We start from the raw sequence: 17266 nt of genomic DNA, 5'->3' as shown, positions 1-17266 counted from the left end.
TTGTTCAGGGGCGGGTGCCGGTGAGGGCGAAGAACTCCTGGCGGGATCGGGCGTCCTCCCGGAGTATGCCCAGCAGCGTCGAGGTGACGGTGGTCGAGCCGACGGCGCGCACTCCCCGCAGGGTCATGCAGGTGTGCTCCGCCTCGATCACGACGCCGACCCCGCGGGGCCGCAACCGCTCGGCGAGCCAGTCGGCCACCTGCTTGGTGAGCCGCTCCTGCACCTGCGGCCGGCGGGCGAAGTGCTCGACGACGCGGGCCAGCTTGGAGAGCCCGAGGATGCGGTCGCCGGGAAGGTAGCCGACATGGGCGACCCCGGCGAAGGGCAGCAGGTGATGCTCGCAGACCGAGCGGACCGGGATCGAGCGGGCCAGCACGAGCTCGTCGTAGCCCTCCTCGTTGGGGAAGGTGGTCAGGTCGAACGGACGCGGCGTGAACAGCTCGGCATAGGCCCGGGCCATCCGCGCCGGGGTGTCCCGCAGGCTCTCGGAATCCGTCGAGATGCCCAGCGCCTCCAGGAACTCGCCGGCCGCCCGCTCGGCCGCGGCCAGGTCCACGCCGTCGCGCTGCTCGTCGATCACCCGCAGGGCGGTGCCGGAACGCATCTCAGGCACCGCTCGTGCCGAGCGCGGCCAGCAGCACCAGCACCACGGTGACGACGGCCAGCAGGCCGTGCCCGGCCACGACCGCGACCGGGAAGTGCCGCTCCGGCGCCTGCTCTGTGCTGGTGGCGCCGGGACCGCCGGCCACCGCCGTACGGGCGCGGTAGGCGGGGATCCACCGGGCGAACATCGCGAAGCCCAGCAGGGCGACCGGGACCAGCAGAACCAGGGCGACCCACGCCAGGACGGCGGCGCCGGCGACCAGGAACACGATCCACACGACCAGCCCCGCGGCGGCCAGCGCGAAGTGGCCGAAGATCAGACCCGGTGAGAAGCGGCTGGTGCGCCGGCCGCCTCTGGCGATCCAGATGCCCAGCATCACGAAGCCGCCCACGGCGGTGAGCAGCCACGTGATCAGTGCCGCGATAGCCATGATGAGTTCTCCTCCTGTGCAGGTGGGATGGGGGTCAGCGCCGGAACCCGCCGGCCTGGGTGACCTCGTCGGCGACCCGTACGCCATAGCGGTAGGCGAGCTTGCCGCCGAGATAGCCGGAGACCACGAGCAGCGCCAGGCTGCCCGCCGAGAGCAGCAGCGGGCCGAGCGCGACCGGCCCGCCCGCCGCCGTTGGTGAGAGGGCCTGACGCCACAGGAAACCGGCGGCGTACGCGGCGGTGATCACGAGGTTCAGCCCCATGTGGAGCAGGCCGGTGCGGAACGCCGGAGTGCCCGCCGGGATGGCGAACAGGTCGAGGAACCCGGCCATCGCCGCGGCCAGCGCGCCGAGCACGCCGATGGCGATCAGCCACTTCGATCCCTCGGCCAGGAAACCCGGATCGGGGGCGAACCGGGACGCCAGGTCGAAGACCATGCTCGCCACCCAGGCGCCGATGGGCACCGCGACCAGCATGGGATGGAACGGATGGCCGTACGGCCCGGCGAGCACCGCGCTCACCGGTCGTTTCGCCTCGTGCAGTTCACCGGTCATCCGGACCTCCGCGTACGACGTATTACGCCAATGAATGTTGGTCTTATTCAGTCTTGCGGTCAAGACGTTCGCGTACATCGAGGGGGTGATGGTTTTCGACCGTCGAAGCGGGCGATATGGTGGCAGGGTGACGACGGATCCCGCGATCGGTGCGGTGGCCGCGCTGGACGACGAGCTGCGGCAGGGCATGTACGCCTACATCCGCAGGGCGCGTCGCCCGGTGACCCGGGACGAGGCGGCCGCCTCGGTCGGGATCTCCCGCAAGCTGGCGGCCTTCCATCTGGACAAACTGGTCGACGCCGGGCTGCTGCGGGCCCGCTACGAGGCGGTCGGCGGCATCCGCAAGGTCGGCCGCACCCCGAAGGTCTACGAGCCGGCCGACATCGACATCCGCGTCACGATCCCCGAACGCCGCCATGAGGTGCTGGCCGACATCCTCATGGACGCCGTGCTCACGGAGAGCGACGGGGAGAGCGCCCGCCAGGCGGCGGTGCGGGTGGCCTCCCGGCGCGGCGAGGAGATCGGCGCCGCGGAGCGCGCCCGCACCAAGCCCGGACGGCTCGGCGCCGAGCGCGCGCTCACCCTGCTCGAAGGGCTGCTCGCGCGGCACGGCTTCGAGCCCGGCCGCGAGTCACCCACATGCGTGCGGCTGCGCAACTGCCCGTTCCATCCGCTGGCGGCGCGGGCCCCCGACCTGGTCTGCGGGGTCAACCACGCCTTCCTTGACGGCATGCTCAACGGATTGGAAGCCGCCACGGTGGAGGCCGTCCTGGTGCCGCGGCCGGGAGAGTGCTGCGTCGAGCTGCGCTCCTCCTGAGCAGGCATTCCGGCGGGAGCGGGCGTGCGGGCGGCCGGTGATCAGCGGCTCGACCTCCGGTTGCGGCGGCGCAGGGGGCTCGTAGATCCTTTGGGCGATCGGGAGCCGTTCGATTACCGTGCGCGCTAGGGTCGTCACGTTTCGCATCCATCCGTGGAGGACACGTGGCCGACACTCAGCCGGTGATCTTCGTGGGCGGCCTGGGACGCAGCGGTAGCACTCTGCTCGAACGCCTCCTCGGCGAGGTGCCCGGCGTGGCACCGCTCGGCGAGGTCGTCCACTTGTGGGACCGCGGCGTACGCGCGGACGAGCCGTGCGGTTGCGGGCAGCGGTTCTCCCAGTGCCCGTTCTGGACCAAGGTGGGTGCCCGCGCGTTCGGGCAGTGGCGGCAGAGCCAGGCGGGGTGGTTGCCGGGCCTGCGCGCCCGCGTCGACCGGACCCGCCGCGTGCCCGTCCTCGCCCTCGGGCTCGCGACCCGTGAGGCCGAACTGGCCGAATATGTCCGGTCGTACGCCCGCATCTACACGGCGGCGGCGGAGGTGGCCGACGCCCGGGTCGTCGTCGACTCCAGCAAGCACGCCTCCCTGGCGTACTGCCTGGCGGCCATCATGGAGCTGCGGGTCGTGCAGGTGGTGCGCGATCCGCGGGCGGTGGCCGCGTCGTGGCGGCGCAGAGTGCGCAGGCCCGAGGACGGGCGGCCGATGACCCGGTGGACGCCCGTGCGCACCGCCGTCCACTGGCTGGCCCAGAACCTGGCCTTCGAGGTGCTGCGCCGCAAGGGCGTCGAGGTCGTGCGGGTGCGTCACGAAGATCTGGTGCGCGACCCGCGCGCGACCCTGGGACGCCTCGCCGCGCGGCTCGGCCTTCCGACCGGCGGTTTCACCTTCCTGGACGACCGCGAAGCGCTGCTCGGCGTCGCGCACACCGTCTCGGGCAACCCGATGCGCTTCTCGGTGGGGCCGGTCGAGATCCGCCACCGTCCGGCGCCCCTCCCGTGGTCCCAGCGGTGGCTGGTCACCGCGATCACCCTTCCCCTCCTGTTCTTTTACGGCTATCGCCTCGTGTATCGCCCGGGAGCCCGGCGATGAGGCCGTCCGTCGGCGTCGTCATTCCGACAAGGGGCGACCGGCCCGGCCCGCTGCGGGCCGCGCTGACCGGCGTGCTCGCCCAGGAGTACGACGGCCGGGTCGAGGTGGTGGTCGTGGCGGACGGCGTCCCCGCCTCCCTCGTCGCCCGGCAGGTGTCCGGCGTCTCCGGTTCCGCGCTTGGCGTGGAGGCGGGCGGAGCGGCCAGGAGCGTCCGGGTGCTGGGCAACCGGCGGGCGGCCGGCCTGCCGGGAGCGCGCAACACCGGGATCGCCGTGCTCGGCACCGATCTCGTCGCCTTCTGCGACGACGACGACCTCTGGCTGCCCGGCAAGCTGGCCGCCCAGGTCGCCGCGCTCGCGCAGGAGCCCGACGCCGGCTTCGCGAGCTGCGCCGTCGAGGTCGAGTATGGCGACCGCCGGGTGCCGCGGCTGGCCGGCACCGGCCGGGTGACCCACCGGCACCTCACCCGCTCGCGCATGATGATGGTGCACTCCTCGACGTTCCTGTTCCGCCGCGGCTGGGCGTGGGTGGACGAGAGCGCGCCCGCCGGCCAGAACGAGGACTGGGATCTCGCGCTGCGGGCCGCCTGGCGGTATCCGATCGTCCACGTCGACCGGCCGCTCGTGCGGGTGCGCTGGGGCTCCTCCCACTACGTGGGCCGCTGGGCCGACCGGATCGCGGGGCTGGAGTGGATGCTCGCCCGGCATCCCGGGCTGGCCGCGGAGCCCCGGGGCGCGGCCCGCGTCTACGGGCAGCTCGCCTTCTGCCACGCGGCCCTCGGCCGGCGGCGCGAGGCCGCCCGCTGGTCGCTGCGCGCCCTCTCCGCCCGGCCGGCCGAGCCGAGGGCGGCGGTGGCGCTGGCGGTCGCCGGAGGGCTGGTCAGCCCGCGCGCCGTGCTGCACGCCCTCCACCGTCGCGGCCACGGCATCTGATGGCCGAGCCCGCACACGCACGTCCGGCGGCGGTGGGCCCGGCGGCACCCGTACGGCAATGCCTGGAGGCCGTCCGCTCGCCGGTTGCCGGTGCAGGAACGGCCAGAGCAGGGACGGCCGCCGCGCGAGCGGGCAGGGTCCGTGTGGGCGGCGTGCTGCTCGATCCGCTCACCGAGGCCCAGGTGGTCGCCCGGGTGATGGCCGCGGCAGAGCGCGGCACGGGCGGCCACGTCGTCACGCCGAACGTGGACATCTGTCGTGCCGCCGCCCGTGACCCCTCGCTGCGTGCGCTGATCGACGCGGCCGAGCTCGCCGTGGCCGACGGCATGCCGCTGGTCTGGGCGTCGCGCCTGCTCGGGCGCCCGCTGCCGGAGCGGGTGACCGGAGCCGACCTGATCTGGTCGCTGACCGGGGCCGCCGCCGCCCGCGAGCTGCCCGTCTACCTGATCGGGGGACCGCCCGGCGTCGCAGCGGCGGCGCGGGACGCGCTGTGCGAGCGGCATCCGGGGCTGGTCGTGGCGGGCGTGCACGCTCCGCCGTACGGGTTCGAGACCGACCCGGCGGCGCTGGCGGAGGTGCGGGAGAGGCTCGTCGCCGCGCGGCCGTCGCTGGTCTTCGTGGGGCTCGGGTTTCCCCGGCAGGACCGGCTCATCGCGGAGCTGCGGACCGGCCTGCCGGGCGCCTGGTTCGTGGGGTGCGGCGCGGCCATCGCGTTCGCGGCCGGATCGGTGCGCCGGGCCCCGGGCTGGATGGGCGACCACGGCCTCGAATGGCTGTTCCGCCTGATCAGCGAGCCCCAGCGGCTCGCCCGCCGCTACCTGGTCGACGACCTCCCCTTCGCCTTTCGCATCCTGTCGGGCGCCCTGCTGCGCAGGGTTATCGGGACGCGGGCATCGCGGCGCGTTCGCAGGAAGGATTAGAAGGCGTACGGGCCGAAGCGGCCCCAGGCGACCACGAAGGCCAGCGCCAGGAGCACCAGGTTGACGACGATCACCTGGGCTTCCGCGCGGCGGGCGTGGACGACGGCCGCTCCGGCCATGAGCAGGGCGATGCCGAGCGCGGCGACCGGCGTCAGCACCAGGGCGACGCCCGTGACGGCGGGCAGCACGAGCCCGAAGGCGATCAGCACTTCGAGAGCGCCGATCCCCTTGATCGCGCTCGCGGAGAAGTCCTCGGTCCAGGCCATGCCTGACGCGGCCAGCCTGTCCTTCGGCTGGGCGAGCTTCATCACCCCGGCGACGAGGAAGGCGAGGGTGAGCAGGCCGGCGATGACCCACAGGACGACGTTCATGGGGAGTCCGTTCTTGCGGCAGCAGAGCGAAATGTAGCGGAAGAGCGCGCCGCGGCCATCGTCGGCGGATCGCTGTCACGCCTGCCGCGGCCGAACGCGGGACCGGCGGGCCGGTCGCCGGTCATCTTTTCCGTCCACGGTAGGACGCCGCCGCGACCACCCGATGGACGGCGAGCCTCTCAGACGGCCAGGCGGCCACGAAGCCGGTGTTGCCGGTCCGGCAGTGCGCGCGTGAGCTGTTCGGTCAGTGCCGGATCGGCCAGGATCCGGGCCGTGGCCCGCCATTCGACGACGACCCGGTGCAGCGTGGCGTGAACGTCCAGATCGATCGCGTCGTGAGTGGCGTCGACAAGGTCCCGCACGAACTGCTGCTTCTCCTCGTCGTTCAGGTGCCGCACCCAGGGAAATACGACGGGAAGGGCGTGCAGCACGGCACGGATGCCCTCGTCATCGGCGAGGAGCGCCGCGACCATGCGGGCGGCGACTTCGGCGGTCTCCTCCCGTTGCCGGTCATGCCGGGCGGTGGAGATGAACAGGAGCCATCTCCTCGCCACCCTCACCGACGCCCACAACCTGTCGCTCGCCCTGGACACCTACGGCCCGACCGCCGGACAGGCGTCGGCCCGCACCGCCGGGCCGCCTCTGGGGCACGGTCCCCAGCGACCGGCGGCAGGCGCCCGGCCGGCAGGGGCCGCACGACCGGGCCGCCTGTCAGGTCCCACCGGTCTCGGCACGTCTGCGGGCGAGGTACCGGCGCTCCGCGTCGGTCGGCGCGAGCGCCAGGGCCTCCTCGTAGGCCTGCGCCGCGTCCGCCGTACGGCCCAGCCTGCGCAGCAGGTCGGCACGGGTCGCGGCGAGCAGATGGTGCCCGGCCAGCGCGCCGCCCGCCCGCAGTTCGTCGACCAGCCGCAGACCCGCGAGGGGGCCGTCGGCCATCGCGACTGCCACCGCCCGGTTCAACTCGACGACCGGAGACGGCGCCAGCCGTGCGAGCCGTGCGTAAAGACCGGCGATCTGCGGCCAGTCGGTGTCGTCCGGGTCGAGGGCGGTGGCGTGACAGGCGGCGATGGCCGCCTGCACCTGGTAGGGCCCGGGACGGCGGCACGCCAACGCGTCGTCCAGCAGCCGCAGCCCCTCCTCGATCTCGTCGTGGTCCCACTGCGCGCGGTCCTGGAACTCCAGGGTGACGATGTCGCCCGCCGCGTCGAACCGGGCCACGCGCCGTGAGTCCTGCAGCAGCATCAGCGCGAGCAGCCCCTGCGCCTCGGGCTCGCCCGGCATCAGCCCGGCGAGCACCCGGGCCAGCCGGATGGCCTCGGCGGTCAGCTCCGGCCGGGCGGGACTCGGCCCGCCGCTGGCCGAGTATCCCTCGGTGAACAGGACGTACAGCACGCCGAGCACCCCCGCCGTCCGCTCGGCCAATAGGTGCGCGGGCGGCACCCCGTAGGGTATGCCGGCGTTGCGGATCTTCTTCTTGGCCCTGACCAGCCGCTGCGCCATGGTCGTCTCCGGCACCATGAACGCGGCGGCGATCTGGGCCGTGGTCAGCCCCGCGAGCGTACGGAGGGTGAGGGCCACCTGCGCCTCCAGCGGCAGGGCCGGGTGACAGCAGGTGAACATCAGGCGCAACCGGTCGTCGGGCACGTGGTCCTCCTCCACGTCCTCCTCCACGTCCTCCTCCACCGGCTCCGGATCGGGGCCGGCCGGCATGGCCGCGACGGAGCGGAGCCGCGCCGCCTCGGTCGTGCCGCGACGGAGTCGGTCCAGCGCCCGGTTGCGGGCCGCCGTGGTGAGCCACGCCCCGGGACGGCGCGGAACGCCGTCCCGGGGCCAGCGGGCGATTGCCTGGGCGAAGGCGTCCTGGGCGCACTCCTCAGCAAGGTCCCAGTCGCCGGTCAGCCGGATGAGCGTGGCGACGACGCGGCCCCACTCCTCGCGGAACGCCTCCTCGACGACCCGGGTGACGTCGGCGCCGCTCATTCCGGCCAGAACGGCCTCACCTCGATCGAACCGAACGACGCCACGGGATGCTTCAGGGCGATCTCGATGGCCTCGTCCAGGTCGGCGCACTCGATGATGTCGAATCCGCCGATCTGCTCCTTGGTCTCGGCGAACGGCCCTTGGGTCACCAGTCCGGCTCGCACCGTCGTGGCGTCGCTGACCGGGCACAGGCGATGCCCGTCGAGGCGCACTCCGCGGCGCTCCGTCTCCTCGATCCACGGCTCGGGGTCGGCCTGCTCGGGGCTGACTTCGACCGACTCCTCGCCGCAGATCAACAGCAGGTATTTCAACGGCTTCCTCCTCCGGACACGGGCCGCCCCGCGCGGCCGCTCTCCTCTACGACGCGGTGAGTCTCCGAAATCGACATCCGATCGCGCCCGGATGTCGAAAATCCGCGTCGGCGCCGTCGTCCTTCCAAGGGGGGCGCCCGTCGGGAGGCGCCGTACGGGAAGGCGGGACGCATGTCCGAGGTGGCTCGGGAAGCCGGCCAGGAGCGTCGACGAGAGGGCCGGGAGGGGAGAGCCGTGCGACGGGCACGCGCGGCGGTGACGGCGGTGTTCGCCGTGAACGGCGCGCTGATCGCCTCGCTCGCGGTCCGCACGCCGTCGCTGAAGACGGATCACGATCTGACGACTGGGCTGCTCGGGCTCCTGACCGCCCTGGTCGCCGTGGCGGCGCTCGCCGCCACGCAGGTCGCCGGGCGCCTCGCGGCGCGGATCGGCAGCGCGTGGGTCGTGCGGATCGCCGCAGTCACGCTTCCCCTCGCCCTGCTCGGAGTGGGCCTCGCCGGCGGACCCGTTCACCTGGCCGCGGCCATGCTCCTCGTCGGCGCCGCGAACGGGCTGCTCGACACGGGCATGAACGCGCAGGCGGTGATGGTCGAACGGGCGGCGCACCGTCCCATCATGAACGGCTGCCACGCGGCATGGAGCATCGGCTCCGTGGCCGGGTCGTTCACCGGCGGGGTCGCAGCGCAGGCGGGTATGTCTCTCACCACGCACTACCTGATCCTGGGAGCGGTCGTGACGGCCGTCGTCCTGGTGGTGGGCAGGGGGCTGCCGGCCGAGGAGTTCTCCGCGGAGCACCCGCCCGCGCGTACGGACGACGGCGCCGGACGGCGAGGATGGCGGGCGGGCTGGACGCGCCGCGTCCTGCTCCTCGGCGCGCTGGGCGCGGCGGTGCTGGCCTGTGAGGGGGCCGTCATCACCTGGAGCGGCGTGTTCCTGCACGAGGACCTCGGCGCCTCGCTGGGCGTGGCCTCGCTCGGCCTCGTCGCCTTCACCGCCTCCCAGACGGCCGGACGGCTGGTGGGCGACCGGTTGTCCGCCCGGCACCCGGCACGGGTCCTGGTGCGGAGCGGCACCGCGCTGGCGGCCGCCGGCCTGACGGCGGTGGTCGTGGCCCCCACGCCGATCCTCGCGGTCGCCGGGTTCGCCCTCGCCGGTCTCGGGCTGGCGACACCGCTGCCACTGATCTTCAGCGCGGCCGGGCACGCGGGCACGGAGGAGGGCGGCACGGGAGCGACCGCCGCGGTCGCCCGGCTCACCACCATGACGTACTCCGCCATGCTGCTCGCTCCGGCGCTCGTCGGCCGCGTCGCACAGGCGCTCGGGCTGACCTGGACGCTGGCGCTGCTGGTGCCGCTGCTGGTGACCGTCGCCTGGAAGGCTCAGGTGGTGGCGCGCCCCCCGTCGAGCGTGGCCCCACCCGTCGTCGCGGCCAGGGTGCCGGACGAGGCGCTTTGACGGCGCGGGGCCGGGGCGGGGCCGGGGCGGGGCCGGGGCGGGGCCGGGGCGGGGCGTGATCAGCCGCGGCCGGCGGCCTGCACGGCGGCGTTCACGGTGTGCCGCAGCAGCAGCGCGGTGGTGACAGGGCCGACCCCGCCGGGCACGGGCGTGAGCGCCCCGGCCTTGTCCGCGACCGCGACCGCGTCGACGTCGCCGACCAGGCCGCCGTCCTCGGTCGGGTTGGTGCCGACGTCCACGACCACCGCCCCGGCCCGCACGTGCTCGGCCGTGATCAGTCCGGCGCGGCCGACCGCGGCCACGACCACGTCGGCCGCGGAGGTGACGGCGGGCAGCTCCCGCGTACGGGAGTGGCAGATCGTCACGGTGGCGTTCCGGTCCAGCAGGAGGTGGGCGGCGGGTTTGCCGACCACGGTGGAGCGGCCGACGACGGCGACGTGGAGGCCGGTCAGGTCGATCTCGTGGTGGTCGAGGATCGCCACGACGGCCTCGGCGGTCGCCGGAGCGAACGCGGGCAGGCCCGCGGCCAGGCGGCCCAGCGACAGCGGGTTGGCGCCGTCGACGTCCTTCTCGAACGCGATCGCGCCGGCCAGGTCCTCCAGCTTCGCTCCCTGCGGCAGCGGGGTCTGGAGAATGATCCCGTGCACGGTGTCGTCGGCGCTCAGCGCCGTCAGCCTGTCGCGGATCAGGCCGGGGGCGGCATCCGCCCCGAGATCGACGATGTCGCAGGCGATGCCGGCCTTCTCGGCGGCGCGGGCGATCGAGCGTACGTACCAGGCGCTGGACTCGTCCGCCGTGGCGACGACGACCGCGAGCTTCGGCGGTGTGCCGGCCTCGGCGAGCGCGGCGGCCCGCTCGGCGGTCTCGGTCCGGATGGACGCCGCGAGCTCCTTGCCGGACAGCACGCGGGCGCTCATTTGGCGATCTCCTCGCGTACGGCGGCGGTGACCCGTTCGGCCCGGGCGGCGACCTCGTCCACCCCGGCCGCCTCGGCGGCCAGTTCGGCACGGGCGCGCTCGTCCTTGATCCCGCCGAGATTGATCTCGATGTTCACCCGGGCGGTGGTCGCCGCGGCGCGGGCGGCCTCGGTGGCGGCGGCGATGTCGGAGACGACGTTGCGGTTGCCGATGGGCAGCAGTTCCTCGGCGATGCCGACGGCCTTCCTCGCGACGGCGACCACCTCGGCCGGGACCCTGCCCGCCCCCACCAGCGCCTCGGCGATGGCGGCCGACCGGGCCGCCTTGGCCTCGTCGGTGTCCTTGGGCAGCTTGTACGCCTCGGTGACCGCCGTGAACGCCGCCTCGTCGTCCTCGGCCAGGCGCAGGGCGGTCGACCGCAGGTCGTCGGTCTCGCCGATGATCCGTTCGATCACGGCCGCGTGCTCGGCGTACTTCTCGCCGGTGGTGTAGCGCGCGACCATGCCCAGCAGGGCCGCGGCCTGCGCGGCCTGCAGCGCCGCTGCGGCACCACCGCCCGGTGCGGGCACCCGATCGGCGAGGCGGGACAGGAAATCGCTGATCTTCTCGTCGCGCATCGCGCTCGTCCTCCGGTCGTCCTGGTTCGCGCACGCGTGGCACGGTTCGTGCGTCGCCACAGCTCGCGCATTGCACGGCCGGGAAAATCCTCCCACGTCCCGCTGGTCACTCCGCGTATGGGGCTCGTGTCAGCGTCGGCCACCCCGCCCCCGCCAGAACATCCCGGCAGGTCGTGGAGAACTCGTGCTCCTCGTCAGGGCCGTGGCCGACCCACGGGAAACGCCGCCGGATGCTCTCGTAGTCAACCTGGCCGTCCGTCTCAGCGTTGTCCATGCTTCGCGTGTGGACAAACACGAAGCGAGTATAGGTTGCGACGTTCTGTGACGAACCGCCTTTCGGTGACCAGGCTCGCCCTCAGCTCGTACGGGCTGTCGTGGCGGGAGGGCGCAGGGGAGTCTCGGAGGCGGGGGTGGAAGTGGGCTGGGGCGGGGCCGCGGCGCGCCGGGAAGGCCCGGCCGGAGCCTGGCCGAGGAGGGTGCCGCCGAGGGCGAGGAGCATGCCGAGCAACTGGATCGGGCTGAGAGACTGCCCGAGCGCCGCCCAGCCGATGACGGCCGCGGATACCGGGCTCAGCAGCGCGAGGAAGGCGACGGATGTGGCGGGGAGCCGGGAGATCCCGCGGAACCAGATCCAATAGCCGACCGCGGTGCCGACGATGCCCAGGTAGGCGTAGCCGAGCAGGTTCTCGCCGCTCAGCGCCGGAGGTGCGCCCTCGACGAGCAGGGCGACGGGAACGAGCAGCAGCCCGCCGGCGGTGAGCTGCCATCCGGTGAGGGCGAGGGCCCCGACCCCCTCGGGGCGGCCCCAGCGCTTGGTCAGCACGGTCCCGGCGGACATGGACGCGGCCCCGGCCAGCCCGGCGAGCACCCCGGCCATGTCGAGCCGCGCCTCGGCGCGCAGGACGACCAGCCCGACCCCGAGCAGTCCGAGGACTCCGGCGAGCACCTTGCGTGTGGTCGGACGCTCGGCGAGCAGCAGGGAGGCGAAGGCGAGCGCGAACAGCGGGCCCACCGCGCCAAGCACGGCCGCGACGCCGCCGGGCAGCCGGTACGCCGCCAGGAACAGCAAGGGGAAGAACGCCCCGATGTTCAGCACGCCGAGCACCGCGGCCCGCCAGATCCACATGCCGCGCGGCAGCACGCGGCCGATGACCAGCAACGCCAGCCCGGCGGGCAGCGCTCTCATCACCGCGGTGAACATCGGGCGGTCGGGCGGCAGGAACTCCGTGGTCACGGCGTACGTCGAGCCCCAGGCGAGTGGCGTGAGCGCGGTGAGGGCCAGGGTCGCGGCGTGCGGCGCGGAACCGGACCGGGATGCGGCGGAGATGCCCATGAAGATTGCTCCTCGTTGATAATCTCAACGTTGAAATAACAGCACGCCGAACGCATCGACGTCAAACTGATGAACGTTGAGATACTTAGTGCTTAGGGGTCGCCATGGGTGACGCGGTCGATCTGCTGCTCGCGCAGTGGGCGCGGGAACGGCCTGACCTGGACGTATGGCCGATGGGGATCATGGGCAGGATCACCCGGCTGTCGCGGCTGCTCGACCGGGAGCTGAAGGAGTTCTTCGCCGCGTACGGCCTGGAGCGCTGGGAGTTCGACGTCCTGGCCACGTTGCGCCGCTCCGGCCCGCCGTACGAGCTGTCGGCGGGAGCCCTCAATAAGGCGGCGATGGTGACCTCGGGTGCGATCACCAACCGCATCGACCGGATGGCGGCCAGGGGACTGGTCGAACGAATCCCCGACTCCGATGACCGGCGGTCGGTCCGGGTGCGGCTCACCGACCGCGGTCTCGCGCTCGTGGACGAGGTGCTGGGGCCGCATGTCGCGAACGAGGCCCGGCTGCTGGCGCCGCTGGACCCCGGGGAGCGCGACCACCTCACCGGCGCCCTGCGCACCCTCCTCGCCTCCCTCGGCGACACCACCCTTGGTTAGTGCCGCCCGTACGGCGGCGGCGCGCGGTTTTCCTTCCAGGCCGGCCGAGGACGGGAAAAGATAACCGGATGGCCGGGTACGTCGAGGTGTCGTGGCCCAACGCATGGGCCGCCCCCAGCAAACGGGACAGTCGTGGAGACACTCGCCATGCCTACACACCGGATCACATGGTCGGCCGTGTGCTCGTCCTGCCGTCCGACGTCGCCCAAGAGGCAGCGGTGGTCGAGAGGCTTGTGCGGCGGCTCGTCGCGCACCCCGCGAGTCACGGCGTCGACGGCTTGGCCCGATTCCTGCTCAGATCCGAGGCGATCGCGTCCTCCCGGATCGAGGGATTGCAGGTGTCTCCGCAGCAGGTGGCCCTCGCCGAGCTGTCCGGTCCAACCACGGGCGTGACGAAGGGCTTCACCGCGACGGAGAAACTGGTCGCCGACAACGTGACCGCCCTGCGGTGGGCGGTCACCGATCTGGTGACGGTCGACGCGGTCTCCGTGTCCGACGTCGTCGCTCTTCATCAGGTGCTCCTGCCGGACGAACGCCACCACGGGCTCCGGACGGTGCAGAACTGGGTCGGCGGGAGCGAGTGGCATCCTCTGGATGCCGAATTCGTTCCGCCTCCGCCCGACCGTGTGCCGTCGCTCATGCGGGATCTGGTGACGTACATCAACAGCGCGGAGCACGCGGCCCTGGTCCAGGCCGCTCTGATCCACGCCCAGTTCGAAACCATTCATCCCTTCACCGATGGCAACGGCCGAGTGGGGCGAGCGCTCATCCATACGGTCCTCGCCCGGCGTGGGCTGACACCGAACGCGATTCTGCCGATCAGCCTTGTGCTGCTGACACGGTCCGACGAGTACGTCTCGGGCCTCATGGCCTATCGCTACTCCGGGGAAAGCGCGTCCGCTGACGCTCAGGCGGCCGTGGGCACCTGGCTGCGGGTCTTCCTGGCGGCCACCCGTACGGCGGTGGAGCAGGCGGAGCGGTTCGCCGACGAACTTCGCGAATTGCAGGAAGACTGGCTGGACCGCCATCGCCGTTTCCGTAAGTCTCAGGGCATGCGGGCCGCTCCGCGATCCGACTCGGCGGTCGCACGCCTTCTCGACCTGCTGCCCGCGGTGCCGGTTGTGACGGCGCGGACCGTGCAAAGCCTGCTGGAGATCACTCACCCCGCCGCGCGGCAGGCCTTGGAAGAGCTCGCGGGAGCAGGCATTCTGCACCCCAAACAGGTCGAGAGGAACACTCGGGGATATTCAGCGCGGGAGGTGTTCGACCTGCTCACCCTCACCGAGCGCCGCCTGGCCGGCACTCGATGGGACACCCGGGAGTCGTCACCCCGGCGGATGGTGCCCGCTCGTCCACAACGCTGAACCCGGCGACTCCGGAGCGGGTTTCCTTTCACGCCGACCAAGATCATGAAAGGATACGGCTTATCCTTTCACGCTCGGCTCCGAGGTGAAAGGATAGCTCGGGTCCCAACTCGTCTGCCTTGCGCGCCCATAAGCCTCGTGAAGCGAAGTTCCGTACGTCTCGGGTGGGTGGCGCGACACTGTGTCCTCATGCGGGGTGAAGAAGAGGCACGGGCAGTCGCCGATGGTCCGCCGGACAAGATCCGTACGCCGCGGAGCGTGCGCGTTCGCTCGATGAACCTGTACCGGCGGTACTTCGATCTCGTCGCCGACGGCAGCAAGACCATCGAGGTCCGGGTCCAATACCCCAAGCTGCGGGACCTCGCCACAGGCGACTACATCCGATTCACGTGCGGCGGCGACGACGCCCTGACCAAGGTCAAGCGGGTCGCTCGCTATCGCAGTTTTGAGGAGCTACTGGACACCGAAGGCCATGAGAAGGTCGACCCGACCAGCCCGCGAGATCAGCAATTGACCGCCATCCGGCGCATCTATGGACCGGAGAAGGAAGCCCTCGGCGTCCTGGCCATCGAGATCGAGTTGGTCGCCACTACGTGATTACCTGGTCGAACCTGAGCGTGCCGGGCCGTCGCGGCCGGTTCGGCCGCTTCCTCGTGTGACGGCTTTCTGAATGCCTCAGGATGCCTCACCCGGGATTGTCTGCTGATACCTCAGCTCATAGAGGTGGCCGCCCTTGATGAGGATGGACACCTCGACCGGGCGCGCTTCGTCGGAGTAGACGACGCGGAGCTGCCGGATCACTGGAATGCCCTCGGGAAGTTCCAGGAGTTCGGCCTCTCCTGTGGTCGGCGGCCTTACCGAGACGCTGTCGGTGAACTCACGTTCCGGGTGGCCGAGCTCCGCGAGTACGGCCGGCGCGCCCCCTCGGATGCGTCCCCGACGGCTGAGCGCGGTGTCGGCGGCCAGGCTGTGCGGGTAATACGACCAGGACACCTCGACGGGCTCCTCGTCGCGCAGCATCAACCGGTGTCGCAGTATCGCTCGTTCCTCTCCAAGCTCCGCCGCGACGTGCTTGGGTGCGTCGACCTCCGCGACATCGAGCAGCCGGTAGGTGACGCCGCGCTCGGCGGGGTCGAAGTAGGCGGCGGTACGGACGACGAACGGGCGCCGGTCGCGGACGAAGACGCCTTTGCCAGCCTGGCCGTACGCGAACCCCTCGGCTTGGAGGAGCTTCGTCGCATTGTGGGCGGTGGCCGCAGCGGTGCCGTACGTCTCGGCCAGTTCGGCTGTGGAGGGGAGCTTCTGGCCCGGTTCAAGTTCGCCTGACATGATCTTCGCTCGAAGGTCGGCGGCGATCTTCAGTTGCGGGGGTCGCTCGTCCGACTTTCGCGGCACGGTACGAGTTCCTTTCTCATCACAGGGTTGTCTCATATCGCAGGTAGCGGCCCCACGGGTTCATCGTCATGACGCTGACCTCGACCGGTTCGCCGTTCTCGGCTCGGAGTGTGCGGGTCAGCACCAGAACCCAGCCGTGCTCATCGAGGCCGAGGGACTGCCGCTCGTCCGCTGACGCCGGTCGGGCGTGGACGTCCTCCTCCGCGTACCGAGGCTCGTAACCGAGCTCGGCCAGCAGCGCGACGGCACCGCCGGGGATCTTGCGCGGCTCGGCGAGCCGGGTTCCCCTGGCGATGGTCACGGGATAGTAGGAGTCGGCGAGTTCCACGGGCTGATCGTCCAGGAGCACGATCCGGTGCCGGACGACCACCTGCTCGCCAGGTGTGAGCCGAAGCCGCTCCGCGACCTCCGGGGGTGCCGGCTGTTCTCCCACCTCTCCAAGTCGATGCGTTCCCTTGCGGCCATGCTGCGCCGCCTCCGTCGCCCACGCGTCCGCCTGCCCCATCCTGTGCGGCTGGAGGTACGGCGTGGAGACACTCGCCCACTTGCGCTCGTTCACGCTGAGCCTCCTCAGTCCGGCAGGATTACCACTTTTCTACCTTACTTATTAGGCAGTAAGGCGTTCGGCGAGAGACCTTTACCGAGGCGGAAGCGGGCTAACCTTGCTAGCCTTCATGTAAGGCAGTAAGGCTGCGAGGCCCCTGGGAGGACTTCGTCATGAAGGCGCACCACGAGGAGTTCGTGCAGACCGGGATCAGCCCACCTACCTTTCCGGCTACCGCGGTGCCCGAAGAAGTACCGATCATGGATCGTCTCGCGGCAGAAGCGCGCCGGGAGTTCCCGGACTGGTGCTTCACCCGTACGGGTGAGGGGTGGGCGGCGAGGTCCGCCCGCGTTGAGCTGTCGGCAGAGACCCTGGTCGAGCTTCGCCACATCGTTCGGGCGGTGAGCCGTTGGAGCGTGTGGCGGTCCGACGCCGGGAGGTTCTGGGCGACACGCGAGCGGCCGTTCAGCGTCGTGGCTGAGGCGGCCGGTGCTCACAGGACCGTGGACGGGGACGATCTGGGCGAACTCTGCCGAGTGATCGCCGAGCAGGAGAGCCTGGCCGATATGGCCGCCCTGCCGTGACCATCGCGATTTCGGGAACCAGGGCGCAACAGCGGCGAGACGAGGCGGTGCGTCAAGTCCTGCGACTCCAGCCCCTGACGGAGGTCCGCCAGGAGCTCAGGTTGAGCGATGCCGACCTGGAGGTGGTCGTCAGCCGGGTGCGGGCGGCGTACCCCTGGATTGCGGCCATCGTCTTCGGCCCCGAGGAAGACGACGACACAGGGCTGTGCCCCGGGATCGCGCCGCATCCCGCCGTTCCCCGGCCGGGCCATGTCAAGCTGCTCTGGTGTGCCGAATCGCCCGGCCGGGGGCGGGTCCTGGCGCACACGTGCGCCTGCCGGATGACCTGGTTCGAGCTGCTGTCGTACGGCGGGGTGTACCGGATCCGTCGCAACACCGTGCCGCGCCCCGACGTCCCTGCCGTCTCGTACGCGGGAGGGTGGCGACGGCCCGAGGCCAGTGATCGG

The 17266-nt window shown here is 71.9% G+C and carries 23 protein-coding genes; 10 read left to right on the top strand and 13 right to left on the bottom strand.

Annotated features, from left to right (window positions below):
- Positions 1-4 precede the first annotated feature (4 nt).
- From folE to FLX08_RS35695, 3 genes are read right to left on the bottom strand one after another with little or no spacing between them, the layout of a single operon-like run.
- The gene (folE, locus tag FLX08_RS35705; protein WP_142624679.1) at positions 5-604 is read right to left on the bottom strand and encodes a GTP cyclohydrolase I FolE; all 600 of its coding nucleotides are present in this window, start codon (positions 602-604) and stop codon (positions 5-7) included.
- A gap of 1 nt (position 605) precedes the next feature.
- Positions 606-1034 (bottom strand): hypothetical protein, encoded by a 429-nt coding sequence (locus FLX08_RS35700; protein WP_142624678.1) that lies wholly within the window; start codon positions 1032-1034, stop codon positions 606-608.
- Positions 1035-1068: 34 nt separating this feature from the next.
- Complete coding sequence (locus FLX08_RS35695) at positions 1069-1587, bottom strand: DUF2231 domain-containing protein (RefSeq protein WP_142624677.1); 519 nt, start codon at positions 1585-1587, stop codon at positions 1069-1071.
- 127 nt (positions 1588-1714) lie between these two features.
- On the opposite strand from FLX08_RS35695, the gene FLX08_RS35690 reads away from it, so the two are divergent.
- The 4 genes from FLX08_RS35690 (at position 1715) to FLX08_RS35675 (ending at position 5344) form a co-directional block, all read left to right on the top strand.
- A complete protein-coding gene (locus FLX08_RS35690; RefSeq protein WP_208761875.1) occupies positions 1715-2404 on the top strand; it encodes a helix-turn-helix transcriptional regulator in 690 nt (229 codons plus the stop codon).
- Between the two features lie 164 nt (positions 2405-2568).
- On the top strand, positions 2569-3492 hold the full coding sequence (locus tag FLX08_RS35685; protein ID WP_244313128.1) for a sulfotransferase family protein: 924 nt from the start codon (positions 2569-2571) through the stop codon (positions 3490-3492).
- Positions 3489-4424: a glycosyltransferase family 2 protein gene (locus FLX08_RS35680; protein ID WP_142624676.1), complete on the top strand. Its 936-nt coding sequence runs from the start codon at positions 3489-3491 to the stop codon at positions 4422-4424. Before FLX08_RS35685 ends, FLX08_RS35680 begins: the two co-directional genes overlap by 4 nt.
- Positions 4424-5344, top strand: a complete 921-nt coding sequence (locus FLX08_RS35675) for a WecB/TagA/CpsF family glycosyltransferase (RefSeq protein WP_142624675.1) — start codon at positions 4424-4426, stop codon at positions 5342-5344. The genes FLX08_RS35680 and FLX08_RS35675 overlap by 1 nt, the downstream gene beginning before the upstream one ends.
- Here the strand turns inward: FLX08_RS35675 and FLX08_RS35670 are convergent.
- The 4 genes from FLX08_RS35670 to FLX08_RS35655 all read right to left on the bottom strand — a co-directional run bounded on the left by FLX08_RS35670 (position 5341) and on the right by FLX08_RS35655 (position 8006).
- Entirely contained in the window at positions 5341-5715 is a 375-nt protein-coding gene (locus FLX08_RS35670; RefSeq protein ID WP_142624674.1) for a DoxX family protein, read from the bottom strand. The two genes, FLX08_RS35675 and FLX08_RS35670, sit on opposite strands and share 4 nt — an antisense overlap.
- A 179-nt stretch (positions 5716-5894) precedes the next feature.
- Positions 5895-6269: a hypothetical protein gene (locus FLX08_RS35665; protein ID WP_208761874.1), complete on the bottom strand. Its 375-nt coding sequence runs from the start codon at positions 6267-6269 to the stop codon at positions 5895-5897.
- 157 nt (positions 6270-6426) lie between these two features.
- On the bottom strand, positions 6427-7695 hold the full coding sequence (locus FLX08_RS35660; protein ID WP_142624672.1) for an RNA polymerase sigma factor: 1269 nt from the start codon (positions 7693-7695) through the stop codon (positions 6427-6429).
- Complete coding sequence (locus tag FLX08_RS35655) at positions 7692-8006, bottom strand: YciI family protein (protein ID WP_142624671.1); 315 nt, start codon at positions 8004-8006, stop codon at positions 7692-7694. Before FLX08_RS35655 ends, FLX08_RS35660 begins: the two co-directional genes overlap by 4 nt.
- A gap of 234 nt (positions 8007-8240) precedes the next feature.
- On the opposite strand from FLX08_RS35655, the gene FLX08_RS35650 reads away from it, so the two are divergent.
- Complete coding sequence (locus tag FLX08_RS35650; protein WP_167530702.1) at positions 8241-9461, top strand: MFS transporter; 1221 nt, start codon at positions 8241-8243, stop codon at positions 9459-9461.
- A 59-nt stretch (positions 9462-9520) separates the two neighbouring features.
- Here the strand turns inward: FLX08_RS35650 and FLX08_RS35645 are convergent, their stop codons facing one another.
- The 4 genes from FLX08_RS35645 to FLX08_RS35635 form a co-directional block, all read right to left on the bottom strand.
- Positions 9521-10378: a bifunctional 5,10-methylenetetrahydrofolate dehydrogenase/5,10-methenyltetrahydrofolate cyclohydrolase gene (locus FLX08_RS35645; protein ID WP_142624669.1), complete on the bottom strand. Its 858-nt coding sequence runs from the start codon at positions 10376-10378 to the stop codon at positions 9521-9523.
- Positions 10375-10995, bottom strand: coding sequence for a cyclodeaminase/cyclohydrolase family protein (locus FLX08_RS35640; protein ID WP_142624668.1), 621 nt, complete (start codon positions 10993-10995; stop codon positions 10375-10377). Before FLX08_RS35640 ends, FLX08_RS35645 begins: the two co-directional genes overlap by 4 nt.
- A gap of 106 nt (positions 10996-11101) precedes the next feature.
- A complete protein-coding gene (locus FLX08_RS40995; RefSeq protein WP_167530701.1) occupies positions 11102-11269 on the bottom strand; it encodes a hypothetical protein in 168 nt (55 codons plus the stop codon).
- An 81-nt stretch (positions 11270-11350) separates the two neighbouring features.
- Positions 11351-12328, bottom strand: coding sequence for an EamA family transporter (locus FLX08_RS35635; protein WP_142624667.1), 978 nt, complete (start codon positions 12326-12328; stop codon positions 11351-11353).
- Between the two features lie 104 nt (positions 12329-12432).
- Here FLX08_RS35635 and FLX08_RS35630 point away from each other — a divergent pair, with 104 nt between their 5' ends.
- The 3 genes from FLX08_RS35630 to FLX08_RS35620 all read left to right on the top strand — a co-directional run bounded on the left by FLX08_RS35630 (position 12433) and on the right by FLX08_RS35620 (position 14894).
- Positions 12433-12933, top strand: a complete 501-nt coding sequence (locus FLX08_RS35630; RefSeq protein WP_142624666.1) for a MarR family winged helix-turn-helix transcriptional regulator — start codon at positions 12433-12435, stop codon at positions 12931-12933.
- A gap of 179 nt (positions 12934-13112) precedes the next feature.
- A complete protein-coding gene (locus tag FLX08_RS35625; RefSeq protein ID WP_244313127.1) occupies positions 13113-14297 on the top strand; it encodes a Fic family protein in 1185 nt (394 codons plus the stop codon).
- Between the two features lie 189 nt (positions 14298-14486).
- Positions 14487-14894 (top strand): ASCH domain-containing protein, encoded by a 408-nt coding sequence (locus FLX08_RS35620; protein ID WP_142624664.1) that lies wholly within the window; start codon positions 14487-14489, stop codon positions 14892-14894.
- Positions 14895-14972: 78 nt separating this feature from the next.
- Here the strand turns inward: FLX08_RS35620 and FLX08_RS35615 are convergent, their stop codons facing one another.
- Both FLX08_RS35615 and FLX08_RS35610 read right to left on the bottom strand, forming a co-directional pair.
- A complete protein-coding gene (locus tag FLX08_RS35615; RefSeq protein WP_142624663.1) occupies positions 14973-15692 on the bottom strand; it encodes a GntR family transcriptional regulator in 720 nt (239 codons plus the stop codon).
- Positions 15693-15711: 19 nt separating this feature from the next.
- Positions 15712-16251, bottom strand: a complete 540-nt coding sequence (locus FLX08_RS35610) for a GntR family transcriptional regulator (RefSeq protein ID WP_208761873.1) — start codon at positions 16249-16251, stop codon at positions 15712-15714.
- Positions 16252-16409: 158 nt separating this feature from the next.
- Here FLX08_RS35610 and FLX08_RS42650 point away from each other — a divergent pair, with 158 nt between their 5' ends.
- Positions 16410-16820: a hypothetical protein gene (locus FLX08_RS42650; protein ID WP_244313126.1), complete on the top strand. Its 411-nt coding sequence runs from the start codon at positions 16410-16412 to the stop codon at positions 16818-16820.
- A 101-nt stretch (positions 16821-16921) separates the two neighbouring features.
- On the top strand, positions 16922-17266 hold a 345-nt coding region (locus FLX08_RS35600; protein WP_142624662.1), incomplete at its 3' end, for a hypothetical protein.

The organism is Microbispora hainanensis (assembly GCF_006874475.1).
GTDB classification, from domain to species: Bacteria; Actinomycetota; Actinomycetes; order Streptosporangiales; family Streptosporangiaceae; genus Microbispora; species Microbispora hainanensis.
The sequence above is the reverse complement of the archived record's forward strand: the minus strand, read 5'-3'. Positions and strand labels throughout refer to the sequence as shown.